The organism is Enterococcus asini ATCC 700915 (genome assembly GCF_000407365.1).
GTDB lineage: Bacteria > Bacillota > Bacilli > Lactobacillales > Enterococcaceae > Enterococcus_C > Enterococcus_C asini.
The window spans coordinates 461945-483475 of record NZ_ASVU01000001.1; the positions used below are offsets into that span (position 1 = coordinate 461945).

18 protein-coding genes and 1 pseudogene are annotated in these 21531 nt (G+C 45.1%); 8 read left to right on the top strand and 11 right to left on the bottom strand.

From position 1 onward, the window contains the following. Nucleotides 1–69: 69 nt before the first annotated feature. The 5 genes and pseudogenes from I579_RS02285 to I579_RS02305 all read right to left on the bottom strand — a co-directional run bounded on the left by I579_RS02285 (nt 70) and on the right by I579_RS02305 (nt 5181). Entirely contained in the window at nt 70–1371 is a 1302-nt protein-coding gene (locus tag I579_RS02285; protein WP_010752810.1) for an ABC transporter substrate-binding protein, read from the bottom strand. Between the two features lie 322 nt (nt 1372–1693). Continuing rightward, nucleotides 1694–2646 (bottom strand): annotated as a pseudogene (gene manA / locus I579_RS02290) (mannose-6-phosphate isomerase, class I). A 94-nt stretch (nt 2647–2740) separates the two neighbouring features. Then, entirely contained in the window at nt 2741–3766 is a 1026-nt protein-coding gene (locus I579_RS02295) for a serine hydrolase domain-containing protein (protein ID WP_010752808.1), read from the bottom strand. 57 nt (nt 3767–3823) lie between these two features. Beyond that, complete coding sequence (locus tag I579_RS02300) at nt 3824–4642, bottom strand: VOC family protein (protein WP_010752807.1); 819 nt, start codon at nt 4640–4642, stop codon at nt 3824–3826. Between the two features lie 173 nt (nt 4643–4815). Further along, nucleotides 4816–5181: a hypothetical protein gene (locus I579_RS02305; RefSeq protein WP_010752806.1), complete on the bottom strand. Its 366-nt coding sequence runs from the start codon at nt 5179–5181 to the stop codon at nt 4816–4818. A gap of 187 nt (nt 5182–5368) precedes the next feature. Between I579_RS02305 and I579_RS02310 the strand changes: the two genes are divergently transcribed. Further along, entirely contained in the window at nt 5369–5884 is a 516-nt protein-coding gene (locus I579_RS02310; protein ID WP_010752805.1) for a hypothetical protein, read from the top strand. 56 nt (nt 5885–5940) lie between these two features. On the opposite strand, the gene I579_RS02315 is transcribed toward I579_RS02310, so the two are convergent. Beyond that, entirely contained in the window at nt 5941–6930 is a 990-nt protein-coding gene (locus tag I579_RS02315; protein ID WP_010752804.1) for an aromatic acid exporter family protein, read from the bottom strand. A gap of 445 nt (nt 6931–7375) precedes the next feature. Between I579_RS02315 and I579_RS02320 the strand changes: the two genes are divergently transcribed. Then, nucleotides 7376–7678 carry a rhodanese-like domain-containing protein gene (locus tag I579_RS02320; RefSeq protein ID WP_010752803.1) on the top strand — a complete coding sequence of 101 codons (303 nt, stop codon included), beginning with the start codon at nt 7376–7378 and terminating at the stop codon, nt 7676–7678. Nucleotides 7679–7753: 75 nt separating this feature from the next. Here I579_RS02320 and I579_RS02325 read toward each other — a convergent pair whose 3' ends face one another. Further along, nucleotides 7754–8929: an AI-2E family transporter gene (locus I579_RS02325; protein WP_010752802.1), complete on the bottom strand. Its 1176-nt coding sequence runs from the start codon at nt 8927–8929 to the stop codon at nt 7754–7756. Then, nucleotides 8922–9290, bottom strand: a complete 369-nt coding sequence (locus I579_RS02330) for a PTS glucitol/sorbitol transporter subunit IIA (RefSeq protein ID WP_010752801.1) — start codon at nt 9288–9290, stop codon at nt 8922–8924. The genes I579_RS02325 and I579_RS02330 overlap by 8 nt, the downstream gene beginning before the upstream one ends. Nucleotides 9291–9501: 211 nt before the next feature. On the opposite strand from I579_RS02330, the gene I579_RS02335 reads away from it, so the two are divergent. From I579_RS02335 to I579_RS12880, 3 genes are read left to right on the top strand one after another with little or no spacing between them, the layout of a single operon-like run. Next, nucleotides 9502–10521, top strand: a complete 1020-nt coding sequence (locus I579_RS02335) for a lactonase family protein (RefSeq protein WP_010752800.1) — start codon at nt 9502–9504, stop codon at nt 10519–10521. Nucleotides 10522–10540: 19 nt separating this feature from the next. Beyond that, entirely contained in the window at nt 10541–10891 is a 351-nt protein-coding gene (locus I579_RS02340) for a hypothetical protein (RefSeq protein ID WP_010752799.1), read from the top strand. A 17-nt stretch (nt 10892–10908) separates the two neighbouring features. Further along, nucleotides 10909–11070, top strand: coding sequence for a hypothetical protein (locus I579_RS12880; protein WP_010752798.1), 162 nt, complete (start codon nt 10909–10911; stop codon nt 11068–11070). A gap of 428 nt (nt 11071–11498) precedes the next feature. Here the strand turns inward: I579_RS12880 and I579_RS02345 are convergent, their stop codons facing one another. Beyond that, nucleotides 11499–11927, bottom strand: coding sequence for a hypothetical protein (locus tag I579_RS02345; RefSeq protein WP_010752797.1), 429 nt, complete (start codon nt 11925–11927; stop codon nt 11499–11501). Nucleotides 11928–12035: 108 nt separating this feature from the next. Then, nucleotides 12036–14711, bottom strand: coding sequence for a calcium-translocating P-type ATPase, PMCA-type (locus I579_RS02350; RefSeq protein WP_010752796.1), 2676 nt, complete (start codon nt 14709–14711; stop codon nt 12036–12038). Nucleotides 14712–15400: 689 nt separating this feature from the next. Here I579_RS02350 and I579_RS02355 point away from each other — a divergent pair. Both I579_RS02355 and I579_RS02360 read left to right on the top strand, forming a co-directional pair. Next, on the top strand, nt 15401–17155 hold the full coding sequence (locus tag I579_RS02355) for an ABC transporter ATP-binding protein (RefSeq protein WP_010752795.1): 1755 nt from the start codon (nt 15401–15403) through the stop codon (nt 17153–17155). Beyond that, on the top strand, nt 17139–18887 hold the full coding sequence (locus tag I579_RS02360; protein ID WP_010752794.1) for an ABC transporter ATP-binding protein: 1749 nt from the start codon (nt 17139–17141) through the stop codon (nt 18885–18887). The genes I579_RS02355 and I579_RS02360 overlap by 17 nt, the downstream gene beginning before the upstream one ends. A gap of 48 nt (nt 18888–18935) precedes the next feature. Here the strand turns inward: I579_RS02360 and metG are convergent, their stop codons facing one another. Continuing rightward, nucleotides 18936–20942 carry a methionine--tRNA ligase gene (metG, locus tag I579_RS02365; RefSeq protein ID WP_034810358.1) on the bottom strand — a complete coding sequence of 669 codons (2007 nt, stop codon included), beginning with the start codon at nt 20940–20942 and terminating at the stop codon, nt 18936–18938. A 311-nt stretch (nt 20943–21253) separates the two neighbouring features. Between metG and I579_RS02370 the strand changes: the two genes are divergently transcribed. Further along, nucleotides 21254–21529: a hypothetical protein gene (locus tag I579_RS02370; RefSeq protein WP_010752792.1), complete on the top strand. Its 276-nt coding sequence runs from the start codon at nt 21254–21256 to the stop codon at nt 21527–21529. Nucleotides 21530–21531: the final 2 nt, after the last annotated feature.

Genomic DNA, 21531 nt, shown 5'->3' on the forward strand with positions numbered 1-21531 from the left:
TCGCTTCAAGCCTCTGACGGCTGCCCCTTGCCACCGCCTGCTGATGTGCTTATCTCATCTCACTGTCGATTATTTACGTGCATCTGCCCAAGCGTCTTTGGATGTTTTGATAATTTCATCCCAAGTAGCATCCCCAGCTACATAACGTTGGATTTCTGCTCCTAGCGTATTTTCACCCCAACCTGCTGGATAGCCCATAAAGACCCAACCAGTAGCTTTGTCGTCGGTGTAGTAGCTATAGACTTCTTTGGACAATGGATCGGAAATCTTATCCGTATCGAACCCACTGTAAGCCGGTACGAATTTGAATTCTTCCAAGATAAAGTCTTTTCCTTCATCTGTAGTGTACAAGTAATCTAAGAATTCTTTCGCCGCTTCTTGTTTTTCATCGGAGACATTGGAGTTCACACCCCAATACATCGGTACCCCAACTGGAATCGTGCCTTCAGAAACGCCGTCGATTGGGATTGGCAACAAGCCGATATCGTTTTTCGCAACGTCTTCGTTAATATCTGCAATGGAGTTATACACCCAATTTCCTTGTTGAGTCATCGCTACTTTGCCATTAGAGAAGAGCTGTTCAATCTGTTGCGAGTAGTCTAAGCTATTGGTCGGTTGTACGGAATATTGATTGCTGATGTCGATGTATTTCTTGAATTGATCGCCGTATTTGAATTCTACCGTTTTCGCATTGTAAGCTTCCGTCACGTCGTTGTTGAATTCGGCATTCAAGAAGGCATTGGAAGAGTGTAAACCAGTAATCCATTTTTCTTTGGCCGCTAAAGCAAACGGTGCGTCGATACCCAGCTCACCTTTTTTCTCATCTAAGGTCTTGGCTGCTGCTTCCAAATCATCTAAAGTCTTGATTTCCGCCGCATCAATACCAGCCTTTTCAAAAATGGCTTTGTTGTAAAGCACGCCGTAGCCTTCCACGTTGTACGGCAATCCGTAAATACCATCGTCTGTGGTGACGCCGGCTAAAGTCCCATCTAATGCCGCATCGGCTGCTTTCGTATCGCTTAAATCTGCAAGTTTGTCTTTCCAGATTTCCACATCTTCGGGTCCACCTACGTTGTAAATAGTAGGTTCATTGCCTGAGGAGAATTTTGATTTCAGAGCTGCACCGTAATCGGAGCCCCCGCCCACGGTTTCGATATTGATTTTCACATCTGGATTGGCTTTTTCATATTGTTCTGCTAAGGCTTCAAATTGATCTTTAAATTCCACTTTAAATTGGAAGATATCAATAGTGACTTGATCTTCCGACGCAGAGTCTTTGCTGTCTCCCGCATTGCCACAGGCTGCCATAGTAGCAATCATCCCAACTGATAGTAACGCAATTCCCATTCTCTTCAAATTCACGATTCTCATTTCCATACCCTCCAATTGTTTATTTACAAACCACATTATGAAGGAAAACGCTTACTAACGCAACCGATTTCTCTCTGTTACCGCTAACAGAATAAAACTCACAAAACTAACCACTTGTTTTACGCAAGCAAGACTTACTTTGCTATAAATGCCTTTTGCTATAATTCATTCAAAGTGCTGTCTTCTCTAATAAAGTCCCTTTTCATGAAGGAATGCTGTATTAACTAAAAAGCAATAACTGTCTAAACAGAGCAACCGATTGCAAATGATTTAAAACAAAAAAAGAGGCTTTCCACAAGGGAAAACCTCTAGTACCGCTTGCTTATTCCTTTGTTCCTGGTTCTGATGCGATAATGTCGCAGTCGCCTTCGATGCGCCAAGATGCAATCCCGTTTGGAATGATGCAACTAGTTCCTTTTGGCATATCATAAGACTTGCCTGCCACCACTAATTTACCAAAGCCGTTGATAACCGTCATCAAGGTATAAGGTGCACCGGCTTTTAATTCAAGGGCGCCGCGAACTTGCCATTCATAGACATTGAAGAAGTCCGTTTGCAAGTAGGTCACAATGGCAGACGCCCCTTGTTTGACTTCACTAACAGAAAGTTCTGGTGTCCAAGCTGGTACCGTAGTCACGTCGATGGACTGCTGAATATGCAATTCCCGCAAGTTGCCTTGGTCGTCTTTGCGATCATAATCGTACACCCGATAAGTCGTATCAGAAGACTGTTGGGTCTCCAAAATCATGATGCCTTTGCCAATAGCGTGAATCGTGCCACTAGGAACATAGTAGAAGTCACCTTTTTTCACCGGTACGCGGGTCAATAAATCATCCCAGCGGCCGGCTTCGATCATTTCTGCCAGCTCTTCTCTCGTCTTCGCATGATGGCCGTAGACGATTTCGGCACCGGGTTCGGCGTCGATGATATACCAGCATTCCGTTTTTCCGAGTTCCCCTTCATGGGCTTGTCCATAAGCATCGTCTGGGTGGACTTGTACCGAAAGATCATCTTCGGCGTCTAAGATTTTGATCAATAAAGGAAAGACCGCTTCTTTTTGGTGGCCGAACAATTCTTGATGGTCACGCCATAATTCCGCAAGTGTCTGTCCTTTGAAAGGCCCATTTTCGATAACGCTGACACCGTGGGGATGGGCAGAAATCGCCCAGTCTTCACCGATTTTTTCAGAAGGCAAATCAAAGCCAAAAACCGTATGTAGCTTGTTGCCTCCCCAAATCTTTTCTTGAAAACGGGTTTCATAAACAATGGTTCCATCTGTAAGACTCCTCTCAACTTTTCCAATTCTTGCTTGACTCGTAAATAAATATAGACAATTATACCATTTTACTAGACATGTGCACGCATTACTTTACGACTTCACGCCCCGCTCTTTTTGATAGCAGGCGATGATTTCATCTCGCTCTTTGAGATACGCCTCCCGCTCGTCTGTCGGATGTAGCCGATTGCTCAAGAAAATCATGGCTTCTTGGGCTGTCACATCCAGTAAAAGAAAGGTTCCCGTATAGCCCGTATGGAACAATGCTGGGCAATCACTTTTCCCCGGGCGCAAATCCCAGCCTAAGCTACGATTGCCATTTTTTAATGGCGTTTGGTCTTGAAGTAATTCCGCAATCGTTGCTTCTTGCAGAAATTGTTTCCCAGAAGCACTCACCCCATGTTGCAAATACATGCGACTAAAGCGGGCTAGGTCTCCTAGGTCACTGAAAAGACCAGCGTTTCCCGCATGAGGGCCGAGCACCCGCGCTTTCGGATCGTGGGTCACCCCTCGCAAGACACCTGTGCTGGTTTTTTCCGTGGGCACAATTTCCTTCCGTTCTGTCAATTCCGGTAAAAAGCCGCTGTGGCCCATGCCTAAAGGGTCTAGCACTTGTTCTTGAAAGACCGTGATTACGTCTTGATGGTAAAGCGCTTCTAACATAAAGCCCAATAAAATCGTGCCGGCATCAGTGTACAACACCATTTCTCCCAAGTCCGCTTCCGCATGCATCCCCAAATACGCTTGTCGCAATTCCACACCATTGAGCTGATCACGATTGAGAATCCACGTGCGCAACGCCGATGTGTGGGTCAACAAATGTCGTAGCGTGACCCTTCCATCGGCAAAATCTGGTAAATAGCGTCGCAAAGGCTCATCCCAACAAATCTCCCCTTGCTCCCATAAGCGCAAAAGCACCGTGGTGGTACAGACGACTTTCGTCAAAGAAGCCACATCAAAGCGCTTGTCCATTGTCATCTGTTCTTCAAAGGGAAGCACGGCGGCTTTCCCCATGGCGTAAAAGGCTTCTGCTTCCTGAGTTAAAAAGCCCAATGTAACCCCTGGATAGACTTGCTCCAAGCGTTTTTTCGTAATGATTTCGCGCGTTTTCGGGTACAACTTTCTCACCTCAAAAAAACTGCCAGGCCTTTTCGGCAAACCGGCAGTTTAAAAAAATTATTTTGTGAACCACCATTCGATTCCGGTCGGATCATAGACAGTCACAATGGATTGCTTTTTATCCGCATAAAACGGCCACTCGATGGTTTGCAAATGGTCAATCAGATTCTGCAAATCCGTCTCACTCACGCGAAACTTCAAAAAGTCCAAGCCTAAGACATCGTCCGTCTTTAGCTCCACGGTGCCCCCTAAAGCTGCGGTTAAGCCCACGTGGAAGCGGCCTTCGTTTAGCACCCGAATCCCTGTGGTTTCGTCTTTAATCGCAAAACCAAGGTTCCGCAAAAACGCATCTTCTTCGGCTAATTGAGCCGTGTTCAAATGAACTTTGTCAAAGTGAACCTCTGGCGAAAGCTTTGGATATGCTCCCGTCGCCTTTTTAGCCAATTTTTCGTACTGCAAAGGTTCCGGCGTTTGCGAGCCTACTTTTTCTTGACCGTAATAAACCTCGATTTGATTGCCTTCTGGATCATTCAAAAGAATCCCCATGACTCCTTGATCCCATAAAGCATCCACAATCGGATATTCATGACTGCGAATCCGTTTGGCCAAATCTGCCAGTTCAGCTTCAGTTGGAATCACCAAACTAATGCGCTGTAATTTTTTCTGCTCGCCAAAAAAGTCCTCCGCTCGAGGGCTTTCCTCTAGCCAGAGACTTTCATCCTCGGCTTTTTGGTTGCCCATGATGGCCAACTCATTTTCTTCCCGCTTCAAAGTGAAGCCGATGATGTCCCGATAAAAGGCAATCATTGCATCGCGATCCTTCACCCGAATGGCAACTGTTTCAACACGGGTTTCTTCCCCTAACCTAAAATCCACATACGTCACGCTCCTCTTCCCTTACCTATTCTACTGAGAAAAGCCTGTTTCGGCAATCGAAAACCTTTTTCTTGTAGCTTTTCTTCTTCAAGGCTGCGCAATTTCGCAAAGACTCCCCCTTTGCTCAGGTATTTTCACCTGGATTTCCGACTTTTTACAGACTTAGGCAGCTCTCATTGCTCTGCTGTCTGCTGAAGCAAATACGTAAGATCGGCTTTCATCTGCCGGGCTTCTGCTTCATCTTGAAAAGCCAACTCCCAGTGCCCAGTCGATGCAGTGATTTCTAGCTTTTCCTGTGCTTGGCGCAGTCCCAAGTCTTTTGCCGGATAAAACGCATGGCTAAATTGATCAAAGTCCACCGCCGGAGTAATCACAAGCATCCCTTTTGAGTAAAAGACCACGGGTACTTGATCGGTTGTCTCCAATAAAGAAAAATTCAACAACTCCGCTTCCGTTAAGACTTGATCCACATAAGCTTGCAGTAACAAAAATTGTTGTGTCGGGCTAAATACTTGCTGAAAATCCGTCACATTTTCCATCCCCTGTCTCTTTTTTTCTATTGTCCCAAAGAAGTGATACGGAAGCAATGAAAGACCCTTTTTCAAAGATCCCTTCATGAAAGACGGCAAGGATAACTTATGAAAATCCTGTGAAGATTGGAAAAGCAATTGTCTTCAATGAAACTTATGAGTAGAATACAAGTATACCGTTTTCAAAGGAGAAATCATGAAACCAATCATCAAAGAAACTTTGGCCCAAAAACAAGGCAAGGACAAAGTGCTGTATTTTCTTTATGCTTACAAGGAAATCCTTATTGGGGCGCTGATTGCCTTGATTGCCATCGGGCTCTTTCTGGGCAGTCTTCTCACCCGCCAAGAAGTCATCTTCCGCAGCAAAGTTCTCACGGAGCAAGGAGCAGACAACTGGCTGGCCGCAGACCTTACTACGACTTACGAAGAGTTATTGCAGCCTTCTGAAAAAGAACGCGTACTAGTGGACACGGCCAATCTCGACGATAGTCAAAGCGCCGAAGTCATCGGCACCCAACTAGCAGCCAAAGAGATCGATATCATCTGGATCAACGAAAAGCTCGAAGACGAATTTGTCCAACGGTACGATCAAGACAATCTCACCGAAAGCAATCTGCAATTCACGAAAAAAGGGGAAACCTTCGTCGCCCGGATCATGCCCAATGCGCCACACAAACAAGCACTAGAGAAAGTCAGCGAACTCTATGAATAAACGAAAAAGGAGCCCTATTAAAGGCGCTCCTTTTTTGTTTATTGTCTTTCTTCCAATCACGAGTCTAAACTTGCCACAAAACGCTCTTTGAATTTCAAGAATTCCTCGATGTCCATTAGGATATGATACAGACGGGCCTTGCTGAGAAATTCATCTCGGGTGGCAGGTAGATTTTCTTCTTGAATTTGTAAAATCAAATCATCCAGGCCACTTAGCTGTTCTTGGGGAGCATGCATCTCCGGCAAGTGGGCAATCATGGAATCGAGAAAAGCCGCCACGATTTGTGAATCACTTTGAAATACTCGTATCTTTTTCATCTCATAATGGAGATTGTGGAGCACACTGCTCTGTTGCAGACGCATTTCAAAATAATCCACATAGTAATTGTCCCGTTGTGGCCGACGATTTTGTTGGTACTGAAAAGCAATCGCCGTGTAGCTTAAAATATCTTTTTCCAGCTGAATGATGTCTTCCCAGACTTGATTGTTAAGCGCAGGATCTTTCAAATAAGCGGAGAGCTTGTTAAATATCTCTTCCAAAGCTTGGTCTGTGGCACGAACTGCATTTTCCAGGTACTTCTTTTGGCTCTCATAGTTTTGGAAATGATTGACGATGACCGCGATAATTAAACCAATCAGCAATAATAAAAATTCATTGATTAAAAGCGCTAAGGTGATGGTCTGGTCCGGGGCTCGCAGAAGATGACTGACCACCACGGCATTCACCGAAAGTGTCGCTAGCAAACTGCGCAAACTCAAAGCAAAGGTCAAAACCACCATGACCACGGCATAGGCAATCCACTCCGCATTGATCACCGTGTTTAATAGCCAACACAAAGCCACGGTACCGATAAACGTAAGCAAACGATGCCAGCCCAGTCGCAAAGTTTCGGACTTCGTGGAAGCAATGGTCAGCAAAGTGATGATGCCAGCAGAAGAGGCATACTCCAGTTGCAATCCTTCCGCCACATAGATCGATATCCCACTACCGATACCGATTTTTAAAGCATACAAAAGATGGTTACTCATAGTCAAACGTTGGAACATTGCAGGCCTCCATTTCTTTTGGGGGTCTCAAGTGACACAGAACTATCTTTATTGTACTAGAATTTTTTCTTCCTGAAAAGTTTTTTGTTGAAACGCTTACGTATTTGTTAAATCAAGATTTTAACTTATTGAAAAAATATTGGTCGCTGATCTAAAGAATGCAAATAGTACAACAGTTCAAAAACAGCGCGCAGAAAAACTACCGAATTGTGCCTCGTTTTGATCAGTCGCGAAGTAAGTAGCAAATGGGCTTTTTTACTCTCATAATCTCCCAAACCCACTAGCCCTACTCCTTGCACATGTCTAGGCATGTAGTTCAAGCCCAAAGTGTTATTTCCTCTCGGCATCTCTTAATACATTTTTCAGAAACTACCAATTTCCTTGAAAATTTTGGTTAAATAGCCTAGAATTTTGACAAATCAAGAAAAGAAAGTTGGGAAGACACATGCCTTCAATCTCTGTACAAGATTTTGCCAATCACTTCCACGATGATGCTGTCGTCATTTTAGATACCCGCGACCATTCATCCTTTGCCGAATACCACTTGGATAATGCCATTTCCATGCCAGCCACTTCCGTACCAAATCGGTTCGGTGAACTGGCAAAAGACAAGACTTATTTTGTGTTAAGTCACTCTGGTCGGCGTTCGGAAGTCTTAGCGAACTTCTTAGTCAACAAAGGTTACAATGCCGTGCACGTTATCGGTGGTATGCGAGCTTATCGTCAAGCATTCGTAGCGGTTGCCTAAAAACAGTACTCAAACAAAAAGTCGGGAACCCCATATGGGATTTTCCGACTTTTTTTGTTAGCTACCGGTGTCTTATCAAGACTCCGGCGGTATGTCTTCATTTGCCTCTTCCTCGTCATAATAGTAACGAGATTCTCGTTTGTACCAGTCAAATAGATGAGTCAATAGGACTTTACCCGCCGCATAGATGGGAATCCCGAAGACCACTCCAAGCAAGCCAAAGAGTTTTCCTGAGGTTAGCAAGACTAGTAAAATCGTCACCGGATGAATCGACAACTGACTGCCTAGAACTAATGGCGATACCACGCGACCTTCGATGGTTTGTTCAATGACAAAGACCACGATGACCTTAATCAGCATCACAGGCCCCGCCACAATCCCTAAGAAAATCGCCGGAATCATCGCTAGAAACGATCCGAGATAAGGAATCATGTTCAAAACGCCGGCCACAATGCCCAGCGTCACGGCATAGTCCAAGCCGATAATCGAAAAGCCGATGATAAAGAGAATCGCCACCGCTAGAGCCACGGTTAACTGCCCGCGAATGTAAGAAGAAACCTGCTCGTTCATTTCGTCAATAACGGTTAAGGTAGGTTTCCGCCAACGGTTAGGCAAGATGCGCACCATGTAAGGAGCTAGACGCCGGCCGTCCTTTAAGAGGAAGAACAAGATAAAAGGAAAGGTCATGATCGCCACCACTACATTGGCCACGGCACTGACGATTTTCCCTACACTGGAAATCGTACTCTTAGAAAAATTCTGGATAAAATCCGTTAGTGTCGCCATTAATTTATCCGAATAATTCTCTATTTGGGTTTGGAACTGGGCAAAAATCGGATCCCGTAAAATTTCACGAGCCTTCTCATCCACCGTGTTCATATAATCCGGGAAATTATTGGCAAAACTCATGCTTTGCTCCTGGATTTTCGGCACGATGACCACCACGCCCCAAACAATTAATCCCACAACGATTAGGAAAAGCAAGATGATGCCATAGACCCGCTTCAGGCCTTTCTTCTCCAAAAAGTCCACCGCAGGATTCAATAAGTAATAAAAGATTCCGGCCAAGACGATGGGCAGGCTGACTACTCCGATAAATTGCCAAATGGGTTCAAATAGATAAGAAACCTTTGTAAAAGCAATCAAAATCAAGAGAATCAAGAGGACGATCAGCAAGGCCGTCACTACTTGATTGTTTAAAAACCAGCGCCAAAACCAGGAATTTTTCTTACGCCCTTCTCGCTCATTCATCCTGAGCACCTCCCGGGTATTGAATCAACTGCCCCACAGTAAAATCAGGTACTTTTGCCGGACTTAAATAAATCGCATTGACCAATTCCGGCTGGGAAACCTCCCCGAAGACCATAGTTACATGGCCAATTGCTTTTAAATTAGCCTCGGCTAAAGAACCCACCGCTTGAATCTGATAACTTTCCCCACCAAAAAGAATCTGGCGTCCTACTCGCAAAGTAATCTCCTCTGGCCGAGTGATTTCCTGTACCACCGCGTACGGCCGCAACCCAGGGGTGACCGTCGGGCCAAAAAACAATACCAGATTGTCGTCTTCTGCTAAAGCCTCTTCGCCAATGTCGATAATCTTTCCATCAATCATGAAATTACTCCCTTCCCTGGCTTCCTAAAAGCACCTATTTCGGCATGCTTTTCCATCTTAAAACAGCCAGGTTCATTCTCTCTTCAGTATAGCACAACCGGCTCTTTTGGCAGGCAGTAATGCTAGAATATGATACAATATCCCTAGCAACTACCTAAAAACGCCCGTCCCTCAAAGGAGCATTGCCAGGAGGGAGCAAAGGAGGATTTTCATGCAACAAACCATTTTACTAGGTACTTATACCCGTCGCAAAAGCCAAGGGATTTATCAGATTCAATTGGATACGACAGCCAAAGCTTTGACCAATCTGGAGCTCTTAGTTCCAGAAACCAGTCCTACCTATTTGGCCAAAAGCCAAGCCGGTAATCTCTACTCGGTCACTACGGTGGATGGCAAAGGTGGCTGTAGTGCCTATGATGCCAATCAGCATTTTTTGAATGCGGTCACAGAAGAAGGCGCCCCTTTGTGCTACGTGGCTGTAGATGAAGAACGGCAACTAGTCTATGGTGCCAACTACCACAAAGGCGAAGTCAATGTCTATCGCATCGAGGACGACGGTAGCCTGACTGCCACGGACCAAGTTTTCCACGATGAACCTTGTGGCAGCAATGAAAACCAAGACAAACCTCACGTGCACTACACGGACTTAACGCCAGACAAACGCCTAGCCGTATGCGACCTGGGTACCGATCGAGTGTACACCTATGATGTCTCCAATGAAGGCCAACTCACGGAAGTCGGGGTTTATGTGGCAGAAGACGGCACCGGCCCAAGACATTTGGCCTTTCATCCTAATGGCGAAATCGCTTATCTCTTTGGGGAACTGGACAGTACCGTGACCGTTTTGCGTTACGATGCAACCACAGGAAGCTTCAGCCAACTCCAAAAATTGTCCACTTTGCCCGAGGGCTTTACCGGAGCTAACGGCGGCGCAGCCATTCGAGTGACCCAAGACGGGCGCTTCCTTTATGCCTCCAATCGGGGCCACAACTCAGTGGTCGTATTCGCCATTGACAAAGAAGGAACTTACCTGACGCCTGAACAATGGATTTCCACAGAAGGGGACTTTCCCCGGGACTTCCATTTGGCTGGCGAAGAAGCATTTGTCGTTTGTGCCAACCAAAATTCCGACAACCTAACCTTATACGCCAGAGACGCCGAGAGCGGTCATTTGACCTTGTTGGAAAAAGATGTTTTTGCCCCAGAAGCGGTTTGTGTCTATCCACTTTAAAACAAAAAGGAGCGATTCGATGTTTTCGAAAACCCCAGTTGAACTATTGTTAAAGGACTTTTCAAACTTACTCAACAAATGCCAATCTTGTTTTGATCTGGTGACCACTCGTCGCTACAATGAATACTTGGCCATTTTGACCACGGCTGAAGCTTATGCCTTAGCCGAAAAAGCCTACATTCGTTGCGATCAAAACGTGGAATTACAAACTCAAGAAGTAGCCGACTTTGTCAATGCCTTCGACGAGTTTTACTTTGAATTAAAGCAAATCCTCTTCCATGACAACGATGACTTGGTGAGCTTTGCTGCTTGTTTGAAACGCATGCAAGACGAATACGAAGGGCTAACCGCTAGCTTCGATCTACTTTAAGAGAAAGGAACGTACCTATGAATCAAGATGAAGTCCGCAAACGCCTGAAAGAAGAGCTGAAAATCCCAGCCTTCTCCGGTAATCTGCCAGACAAAGAATTCACTGAAGAAGAATACCAAAAGCTAAAACAAGATCTCTTGCAATACTTTGAAGATTATGTTCGCAATGTTGAGAATTAGCAAAAAGCCCTTGCCAAATTATTGGCAAGGGCTTTTTATAAGTGTAATTCCTGATAAAAAAACATATATTTAATTCACCAATATCTTCAATAACAAAATACAATAAAAGCAATCTACTTCACTCGTTATCTTTTCTCTTTTTCAAACAACAAACAAAAACTTGTATAACCATGTTCCATATTTTGAAATTATCAATCAGGATTTTAGATATAAATGAGAATTATTCTAGTCTATTCACTGAATTTCTCTGTAGGAACAAAAAAACCACCGGGTTGGTTAGGTCCGGTGGAAAAGGAGTATTACTCTCGAGCGGAGTAAATGAAAAATAAAAAGGTTGTTGTTGGTTATGAATACATAATAACCAATAACAACCTTTTGTTCATAAAAATAACATTATTTTTAAATTAGATAACTCTTGTTCAACCTAATTAACGACCCAATAATAAATTAGTCATCCGTTGAATGGCGAAAGAGATCACATCGGTGGCCGCATCTTGTTTGGCTTCCGCCGCATCAAAGGCAGGTACATCCACCGTTTTCTGAATGCTGGCAATCATTTCTTCACAGCCAGCTACATAGTTTTCGTATGCTTTTTCAAACTTTTTATGAATCCCCAAAACTTTTGCCGGTGGGCGTAGTTGGCTAATTTCCGTTAGCATTGCTTGGTATTTGGCAGTTCCTTCTTCAAAGATTGCCGTGGTTGCTTGCAAGCTTTCCGGTGTCAGATCAGCTAATTTATCCTCATCGATTGCTTGGCGAATCGCTTCATAGTTTGGATTCATCTTTTCCCCGATTGCTTCGGTTTCTTTGACGATATCGTTAATTTTTTGTACATAAAAGCCTGTATTTGGTTTCACACTGATTCCTACTTTCACTTTGATAATTCTATTGTAGCCTTTTTTTCTACGGGAGAAAAGCTGAAAACACCCGGCAGTCAACAAACTGCCGGGTGCCGATTGTAAAAATTACGCTTTGCCCATTTTCCGTTGAATCAATTTCACGATTTCAACGATTGGAATAATCGCAAAGGAGGACCCTACTACGATACCCCATTGATATAGATCCAAGTGTGCTACTCGGAAAATATCGTTTAGTCCAGGTACGATGATGATGACCATCATCAAGAAGAAGGACAAGAGAATCGCCCAGTTAAAGGCCCGGTTCTTAAATGGTCCCACTTTAAACAAGGATTGGTGCACAGACTTCACGTTGAACGCATGGAAGAGCTGCATCAAACCTAACGTCGCAAAAGCCATGGTTAGTGCATCGCTGTGAATGGCATCATAACCTGTGTGTACCGGCCATTGAATCGCAGACCAGTAAACGAAGAGCACTGTAGCGGCTTCCAAGATCCCTTGGTAAATGATGGAACTGAAGACCCCACCAGAGAACAAGTTGGAATTGCGGCCTCGTGGTTTGTGAGCCATCAAATCTTTTTCTGCCGGTTCCATCCCCAACGCAATCGCTGGGAAAGTATCGGTTACAAGGTTGATCCACAACAAGTGAATCGGTAGTAGCGTATCCCAGTTCAACATAGTAGCGATAAACAAGGTTAGCACTTCCCCAAGGTTAGCTGCTAGTAAGTATTGCACGGCTTTTTGAATGTTGGAGAAGACTTTTCGGCCTTCTTCGACAGCTACGACAATGGTTGCAAAGTTGTCGTCGGCAAGGACCATATCGGAAGCCCCTTTGGAAACTTCGGTCCCGGTAATCCCCATGCCCACACCGATATCGGCTTGTTTCAAGGCTGGCGCATCGTTGACCCCGTCACCGGTCATAGCCACGACTTTGCCTTCCTGTTGCCAAGCTTTAACGATCCGAACTTTGTGTTCCGGAGAAACCCGGGCATAAACGGAATAGTTCGTAACTTTTTTGGCAAATTCTTCATCAGACATTTGGTTCAATTCGGCACCAGTTAGAACTGCTGCGTCATCCCCTGGTTTGATGATACCAAGACGTCCAGCAATGGCTTCTGCTGTATCCCGGTGGTCCCCGGTAATCATGATTGGGCGAATCCCTGCGTCTTTGGCTACCCGCACTGCATCGGCTGCTTCAGAACGCTCTGGGTCAATCATCCCCACCAAACCGGCAAAGATCAAATCGTTTTCCACGATTTCCGATTCCAATTGTTCTGGCACGGCATCCACGTATTTAAAGGCCATCCCTAAAACCCGTAGCGCTTGTTTTGCCATATCTTTGTTGTTTGTAGCAATTTTTTGTTCTTCTTCGTTGGTCAAAGTTTTGACCTCGTCGAAGATTTGGATTTGGTTACAACGCCCGATTAAAACATCCGGCGCACCTTTCACGGCTACTAAGTAACGACCGTCATCCATTTTATGAATGGTGGACATTAATTTCCGATCAGAGTCAAAAGGCAATTCGGCTACCCGGGGTTCTCCTTTGACTTTTTCAGTTACGTTAAAGCCTTGGTCATTCCCGAACGCGACTAACGCCGTTTCCGTTGGGTCCCCGATCAATTCACCATTTTGACCAATTTTTGTGTCATTGGCAAAGTTCATGATCTTCAAAGCCAAGTTGTCTCCTGGAATGTGTTGAGAAGAGCTGTATTGACGGTCATTGGTGTACAATTTTTCCACCGTCATTTGGTTTAAAGTCAAGGTCCCGGTTTTATCAGAACAGATGATATCCGTAGAACCTAGTGTTTCCACGGCAGGCAATTTCCGAATCACGGCATTGCGTTTCGCCATAACCTGAGTGCCTAAAGCCAAGATAATCGTTACGATGGCTGGCAAGCCTTCTGGAATCGCTGCTACCGCTAAAGAGATCGAAGTCAAGAGCATATCTGCCCAGTTGCGATCGTTTAAGACGGTCCCTACAAAGAACATCACTACAGCAATTACGATAATCGCTGCGGTTAAGAACTTCCCTAATTGGTTCAAGTTGTTTTTCAACGGGGTTTCTGTTTCATCTGCTTCTGCTAGCATACCGGCGATTTTCCCGACTTCCGTAGCCATCCCGGTGTTAACAACAACCCCTTTCCCGCGACCATACGTCACATTACTATTGGAAAAGGCCATGTTAATGCGATCGCCGATACCGACCTCATTGCCTTCTAAAACAACCAACTCTTTTTCCACGGGCACGGATTCACCGGTCAATGCCGCTTCTTCGATTTTCAGCGAGCTAACTTCGATTAAGCGCATATCCGCTGGCACCACGTCACCGGCTTCTAATAGGACGATGTCCCCGGGAACCAATTCGGTACTTTTGACTTTCTTCGCATGCCCATCTCGCAAGACATTGGCATCTGGTGTGGACATATCCCGCAAAGCTTCAATGGCTTCTTCTGCTTTGGACTCTTGGATGATCCCCATTACCGCATTGATGATAACCACGGCCAAAATAATCGCCGCATCCACGATTTCATGACTGACAACCGCTGAAATCACCGCTGCCACCAACAAGACTAAAATCATCAGATCTTTGAACTGTTCAAAGAACTTTTGAGCCAAGGATTTTTTCTTGCCCTCTTCCAATTCATTGGCCCCATAAGTCGCCAGGCGTTTTTCCACTTCACTAGTGGTTAAGCCCTCCGTAGACGTTCCCAGTGCTTGCACAACTTCGGTTTCTGTTTGTGCGTAGAAGTTTGCGTGGGTTTGTTGCTTCTTTTCTTCTGACAAATTCCTTCCTCCTTCTTTTGATTACACACCGTCTATTTCATTGTAAAAAAAAATAGACTTGTGTATGCAGACAACATACATAAGTCTCACTAATTAAGGCAACACCAGAAATTGCTTTCGGTTGGTGATGTTGCCACAGCCCATGCTGCCAGTTACTCCCCTATGAAAAAACATATAAGTACAATAGCCATTATATAGGAGCCTGAAGCTTATAGCAAATATTTTTCCCGGAACAGTGGTAGTCCTAGCCATAGGTCACCGGTAAAAACCGAACAAAAAAGGTCCTAGTTTTCCTCCATTTGCTTTTTTAAAAGATGATTTGAATTCAAAAGAAAGTCAAAAAATTCTCATTATTCTTGTTTTATCACTAGAAAGCCTGTATACTCAATCACGTAAACGAAACCAATGTTGATCCCGCCGCATTTGACGGCAAATTATTCAGGAAGGAGGAGGCAGCTATGAGTATCGTTACGCTTACTACCCGTACGCCCGACATTCAAATCGCTTCCTTACCTTACAACCTGGAGGGGTCTCTCTAACAAGGTCACTGTCTTCTCTACGCAATTTTTCGGCCTTTTTGGAGCATATTGGCACAATTCTGCCTTTTTCGACTCTACCCGCTTGTCGGGTAGAGTCTTTTTGTCTTGAGGATTTTTGTTACCAAATTTTTTTGAAACGAGGATATTCAAATGAATGCAATTTTTGCTTATTTATGGTCTTACTTTACCAAACACAAACTACGCTACACAGTGGTAGTTGTCTTTATGTTGGCGGCTAGCGCCATGTATGTCGCACCGATTTATCTCTTGCGCTTATTTATCGATGCGATTTTGGAGGCCGACTTCACTTGGGAGACGCTCTTCTTCTACGGTGGGCTCTTTTTGGCTGCCATTGCCATCGCCTATGTCACCGAATTCGTCTGGAATTACTTTTTGTTTATCGGCTCCTACGACATGCAAAGTCAGCTCAGAGGAAAAATCATGGGCCACTTTTTAAAGATGCGGCCGCCTTTTTATCACCGCTTCCGCACGGGGGACTTGATGACGCGGGCCAACGACGATGTGCAAGTCATGGGCATGACCATTGGCTACGGTCTGATGGTCTTCTTAAACACCAGCGTCTATCTGGCCTTTATTTTAGGCATGATGGCCATCACCGTCTCCTGGAAATTAACCTTAGTGGCGCTAGTGCCCATGCCCTTTCTAGCTTACTTTATCTTCAAATGGGGCTCTTTGGTAGATGCGAAGTTTACTAAAGCCCAAAATGCCGTCTCGGAAATGAACAGCGAGGTCTTGGAGATGATCGACGGCATTCGCGTCGTCCGAGCATTTGGCTTAGAAGGTGCCACCACGGACCAGTTCCAACAAAAAACCAGCGAAACCTTGGTCAAAAACAATGAGGTTTCGGAGATTGATTCTCGTTTTGGTCCGTTGATTACGATTTTATTGGCTACTAGTTTCGTCTTGAGTTTTGGTGTAGGCGCCTTTTTCGTAGCGCAACAAGAAATTACCATTGGCGCTATGGTTTCGTTTCAAGTTTATTTGGGCATGATCGTCTGGCCGATGATTTCTGCCGGTGATTTGGTCAATGTCATGCAACAAGGTGCCGCTTCTTGGCGCCGGATCAGTGAGATTCTAAAAGCCTCCGATGATTTAGAACCGGATGGCAACGTGCCTTTACCAGAATTAGCCGACTTTCGTTTTGAACAGTTCAATTTTCATTACCCCCAAAACGAACGTCTTGTCCTAAAAGACATCGACTTAGACATTCCTAAAGGAGCGGTGATCGGAATTGTCGGGAAAACCGGAAGTGGCAAGACCACATTGTTACGTCAGTTTGGTCATTACTATCCTTATTCCAATCAAGTGCCTTTGGTAAACGACACTCCTTTGACCGCGTATAAAACCCAAGACTTACGCCAGCTATTGGCAGAGGTTCCCCAAGAACACACCTTGTTCTCTCGCTCGATTCGGGAAAATCTCTTGTTCGGAAACGCCCAAGCCAGCGATGAAGAGCTGTGGCAAGCGTTAGAAACCGCCAGTTTTGCCAAAGAAGTCCGCGCCATGCCTCAAGGATTGAATACCTTAGTGGGAGAAAAAGGCGTTTCCTTATCCGGGGGGCAAAAACAGCGGCTCTCCTTAGCCCGGGCCTTCTTACGCAAAGGGGAACTCTTACTACTAGACGATGCCCTTTCTGCCGTCGATGCCAAAACAGAGCAAGTCATCATTGACAATTTGGCTCATTTACCCAAGACGCCCACCATGGTAATCATCACCCATCGCCTGTCCGCTATTACCAATGCGGATCAGATTATCGTATTAGACGAAGGTCGTATCAGCCAGTCTGGCCGTCATGAAGACTTGATTCAGACTCCCGGCTGGTACCAAGAACAATACTTCCATCAACAAATCAAAGGAGGTGGCAACTTTGCTGCCAACGATTAAACGCTTGTTTGGGTACTTAAAAAACCACAAGCCGACCTTTCTGCTGGGCACCGGCCTGTTAATGAGCGCCGCTTTTCTAGAGCTCACCACGCCCCTTTTAGCCAAGCGCTCTTTAGATGAGGTCATGACCCCAGCTTTTCAAACCGGAAAATTAAATCTCGAATTACTGCTGATGTTGTTGGCCGCTTATCTAGGTATCAATTTAATCGGCTCTCTCTTTCGTTACATCAGTATCTTGAACTTGCGCAAGATGGCCAACCGCATCGTCAAAGAAATGCGGGACGATCTCTTTAACCACATGCATCAGTTGCCCATCTCTTACTTCGATCAGATTCCCGCGGGTAAGATTGTCGCACGGATCACCAATGACACCGAAGTGCTCCGTTCCAATTTTTACGTGAACGTTTTAAGTAATATGTTGAGCAACTTGATTTCCATCATTGGTGTCTTCATTGCTATTACACTTTTGAATCCTTATCTGGGAGCGGCTTTGTTGGTTTTGATTCCGATTTTGCTCTTGTGGCAGCGATTCTACACCAAATACGCTAATCGCTACAACTTAGATATCCGCGAGTATACCTCGCAAATCAGCGGTCAACTGAACGAATTCGTCCAAGGGATGCCGGTGATTCAAGCTTTTCAAAAGGAAGGCCAGCTCTTACAGGAATTTAAAGAAACCGTGGGCAAATGGCATGCTGCCGGAAAAAAATACGTCTTCTTGGACTCCGCCGTCGCTTGGGGCTTCGCCAATGTTTTGCGCAACGGTACGATTTTAGCCGTGATCATCGCGCTGTCTTCCTTGTTTCTTGACGGTCGTATGACTCTTTCTGCCGGTCTGCTATACGTCTTTATCGACTATATCAATCGCTTGTTTGACCCGATTGATGGCATGATTCAAATTTTTGCCAATATCCAGCAGTCCCTAGCTGCCGGTCAGCGGATTTTCGCTTTTGCCGACGAACCGATTGAAGACCAAAGTGGTAAAGAACTGACGATTACCCAAGGAGCCGTGGCCTTTCACGAGGTTTCTTTTGGCTACTTACCCGACCAAGAAGTCTTGCACCAGATTACTTTTGCTGCCGCCCCCGGAGAAACCGTGGCTCTGGTTGGCCACACCGGTTCCGGGAAATCCAGTATTTTGAACTTGCTCTTTCGTTTTTACGATCCCCAAGCCGGAACAATTACCATTGACGGTCAAGTGATTAAAGACTGCAATCGTCACAGCCTGAGAAAAGACATGGCCATCGTCTTACAGGACCCTTACCTCTTCACGGGAACCATCGCCAGCAATATCACCATGGGACAAGCGGACATTGACGATGAACAGGTGATTGCGGCTTTGGAAAAAGTCGGTGCCGCTTATTTACTGGAACGTTATCCAGAGGGCATCCACCACCCCGTAGTAGAAAAAGGCAATGAATTTTCCAGTGGGGAAAGACAGTTGATCAGTTTTGCCCGGGCTCTGGTTTTCGATCCAAAGATTTTGATCCTAGACGAAGCCACTAGTCACGTGGACACAGAAACCGAGGCCATCATTCAAAAAGCCATGGAGGTCTTGCAAGAAGGTCGGACCACTTTTATGATCGCCCACCGGCTTTCTACGATTAAAGAGGCTCAACAGATTTTAGTTTTAGACAAAGGCGCCATTAAAGAGCAAGGCACTCATGAGACCCTCTTGCAAAAAGAAGGCATCTACCATCAAATGTATCGCATGCAAGCAGAACAACTATAAAAAAAACAACTTCCCACAATCGGGAAGTTGCTTCTTTAGTATTCACACTTAAGCGATGCTCGCGCCGTTTGGCATGCCTTTTGGTGCTTCCACCACAGCTAGACGGCCTTTGTCGTCTTCTGCTGAAAGAACCATGCCTTGACTGATCAATCCCCGTAGTTTTCGCGGTTTTAAGTTAGCCACGATGACTACTTTTTTACCGATTAAAACGGTTGGGTCTGGATAGTATTCGGCAATCCCTGAAAGGATTTGGCGGTCTTGGTCATCCCCGCATGCTAGGCGTAGTTGCAAGAGCTTGTCTGCTCCTTTGACCTTTTTACAATCGATGACTTCGGCAACTTTTAGTTCCACTTTGTCGAAATCATCGTATTTGATTTCGCCTTTTTCAGAAGCTAGCTTGGTTTCTTCCGGATTCCATTTCACGGTATCTTCCGTATTGCCGCCACCTTCACTCATTTTCTTTTGAATGTAGTCGACTTCTACATCCATTTCCAAACGAGGGAAAATCGGTGTCCCTTTGCCGACCACTTGGGTGCCACTTGGGAATTCGCCAAAGTGCAAGTCTTCCAACTGCATTTTTTCTTTGTCCAAACCAAGTTGTTCAAAGATGCGTTTCGGTGTTTGAGTCATGATTGGTTGCAACAAGATGGCTACGATACGCAAGGACTCGGCCAAATGCACCATAACAGAGTCTAGTTCGGCTTTCTTCTCAGGATCTTTTGCCAAAACCCATGGTTCGGTTTCGTCGATGTATTTATTCGCCCGGGAAACCAATGTCCAAATCTCGCTTAAAGCCGTGGAGAATTCCAATTTATCCATGGCTTGGTGGTAACGTCCTACCACATTAGCCGCCGTGGTGGACAATTCGCTGTCAAAGGCCGTAATTTTTGATTTGTAATCCGGTACGATTCCTTCACAATATTTGTTGATCATGGCAACGGTCCGGTTTAGCAAGTTCCCTAAATCATTGGCCAAGTCGTAATTCACCCGGGCTACGAAGTCTTCTGGGGTGAAGACGCCATCAGAACCAAATGGCACTGCCCGCAACAAGTAGTAACGCAAAGCATCTAAGCCGTACCGTTCCACTAGCATTTCTGGGTACACCACGTTGCCTTTAGATTTACTCATCTTGCCGTCTTTCATCATCAACCAACCGTGGCCGAAGATTTGTTTAGGCAATGGCAAGTCGAGAGCCATCAACATGATTGGCCAGTAAATGGTGTGGAAACGCACGATTTCTTTCCCCACCATATGAATGTCTGCTGGCCAGTATTTTTGGAATAGGCTATCGTCATCAGAGCCGTAGCCTAATGCTGTAATATAGTTTGCCAAAGCATCGATCCACACATACACCACGTGTTTTGGATCGGATTTGACTGGAATCCCCCAAGAGAAAGTCGTCCGAGAAACGGCTAAGTCTTCCAAGCCTGGTTTGATGAAGTTGTTAATCATCTCTTTTTTCCGAGACTCTGGTTGGATGAATTCAGGGTGTTCGTCGTAGTAAGCCACTAAACGATCCGCATACTTGCTCATACGGAAGAAGTAAGACTCTTCTTTGACCAATTCCACGTCGTGACCACTTGGCGCTTTCCCGCCGATTACTTTGCCTTCTTCGTCTTTGTAAACTTCCGCTAACTGGGTTTCAGTGAAGTATTCTTCATCGGATACGGAGTACCAGCCTTCGTATTCCCCTAGGTAAATATCCCCTTGATCCAAAAGTTGTTGGAAGATTTTTTGGATAGCCGCTTTATGGAAATCATCCGTGGTACGGATAAATTTGTCGTAACTGATGTCCAAGGTTTTCCACAATTTTTGCACGTCTGCTGCCATGCGGTCCACATAAGCTTGAGGTTCAACACCTAGCTCCTCTGCTTTTTTCTCGATTTTTTGACCGTGTTCGTCCACGCCGGTCAAGTAGAAAACGTCAAAGCCCATCAGGCGTTTGTAACGAGAAACTGCATCACAGGCAATCGTCGTATAGGAATTACCGATATGTAGTTTACCGCTTGGATAATAGATTGGTGTCGTGATATAAAAGGTTTTCTTTTCAGACACGTTTGCTTCCTCCTCATCGGCCGGAAAATGATCCGACGCTTCGCTCATTCTTTTGTAGTATACCATAAAAGGCCGGCGATTTAACAACATCTTTTATCGCCTCCACCATGCAAAAAAGCCTCCATTGACCGATCCAGCGCCTTTTTCGTACTCTCTCATGCTTCCTGTGATGCTTTTCATTCGCTGATTATTTTCTCACGGTGAGGCTTCTCTCTTTCCTAATAAAAATGCTATAATCAATGGATAAGACTGAACTTATGCGACAAAACTAAAAAAGGAAGTGACCCACTCCGTTTAAGACGGAGTCAGCCATGCCAAAACGCCATCGCAATCTGATTGCCCTTATTACCATCTTGACCTTTTTACGGATGGTTTTCGCCAGCTTTTATCCTATGATCTACGGCTATTTCAATACCCAAGATCTCTTGAGCCCTTTTTTGACGATTGCGCAAATCGCTCGTCTGCTCATGTACCTGTTGATTTTTGGCTGTGGTATTTGGGCCATTAAGGACAAAGCCAATCGGGCCATCCCTTTTTATTTATTGCTTTTCTTTTTTAACTTGATTACCCCCTTTGTCTTTGGCTAATT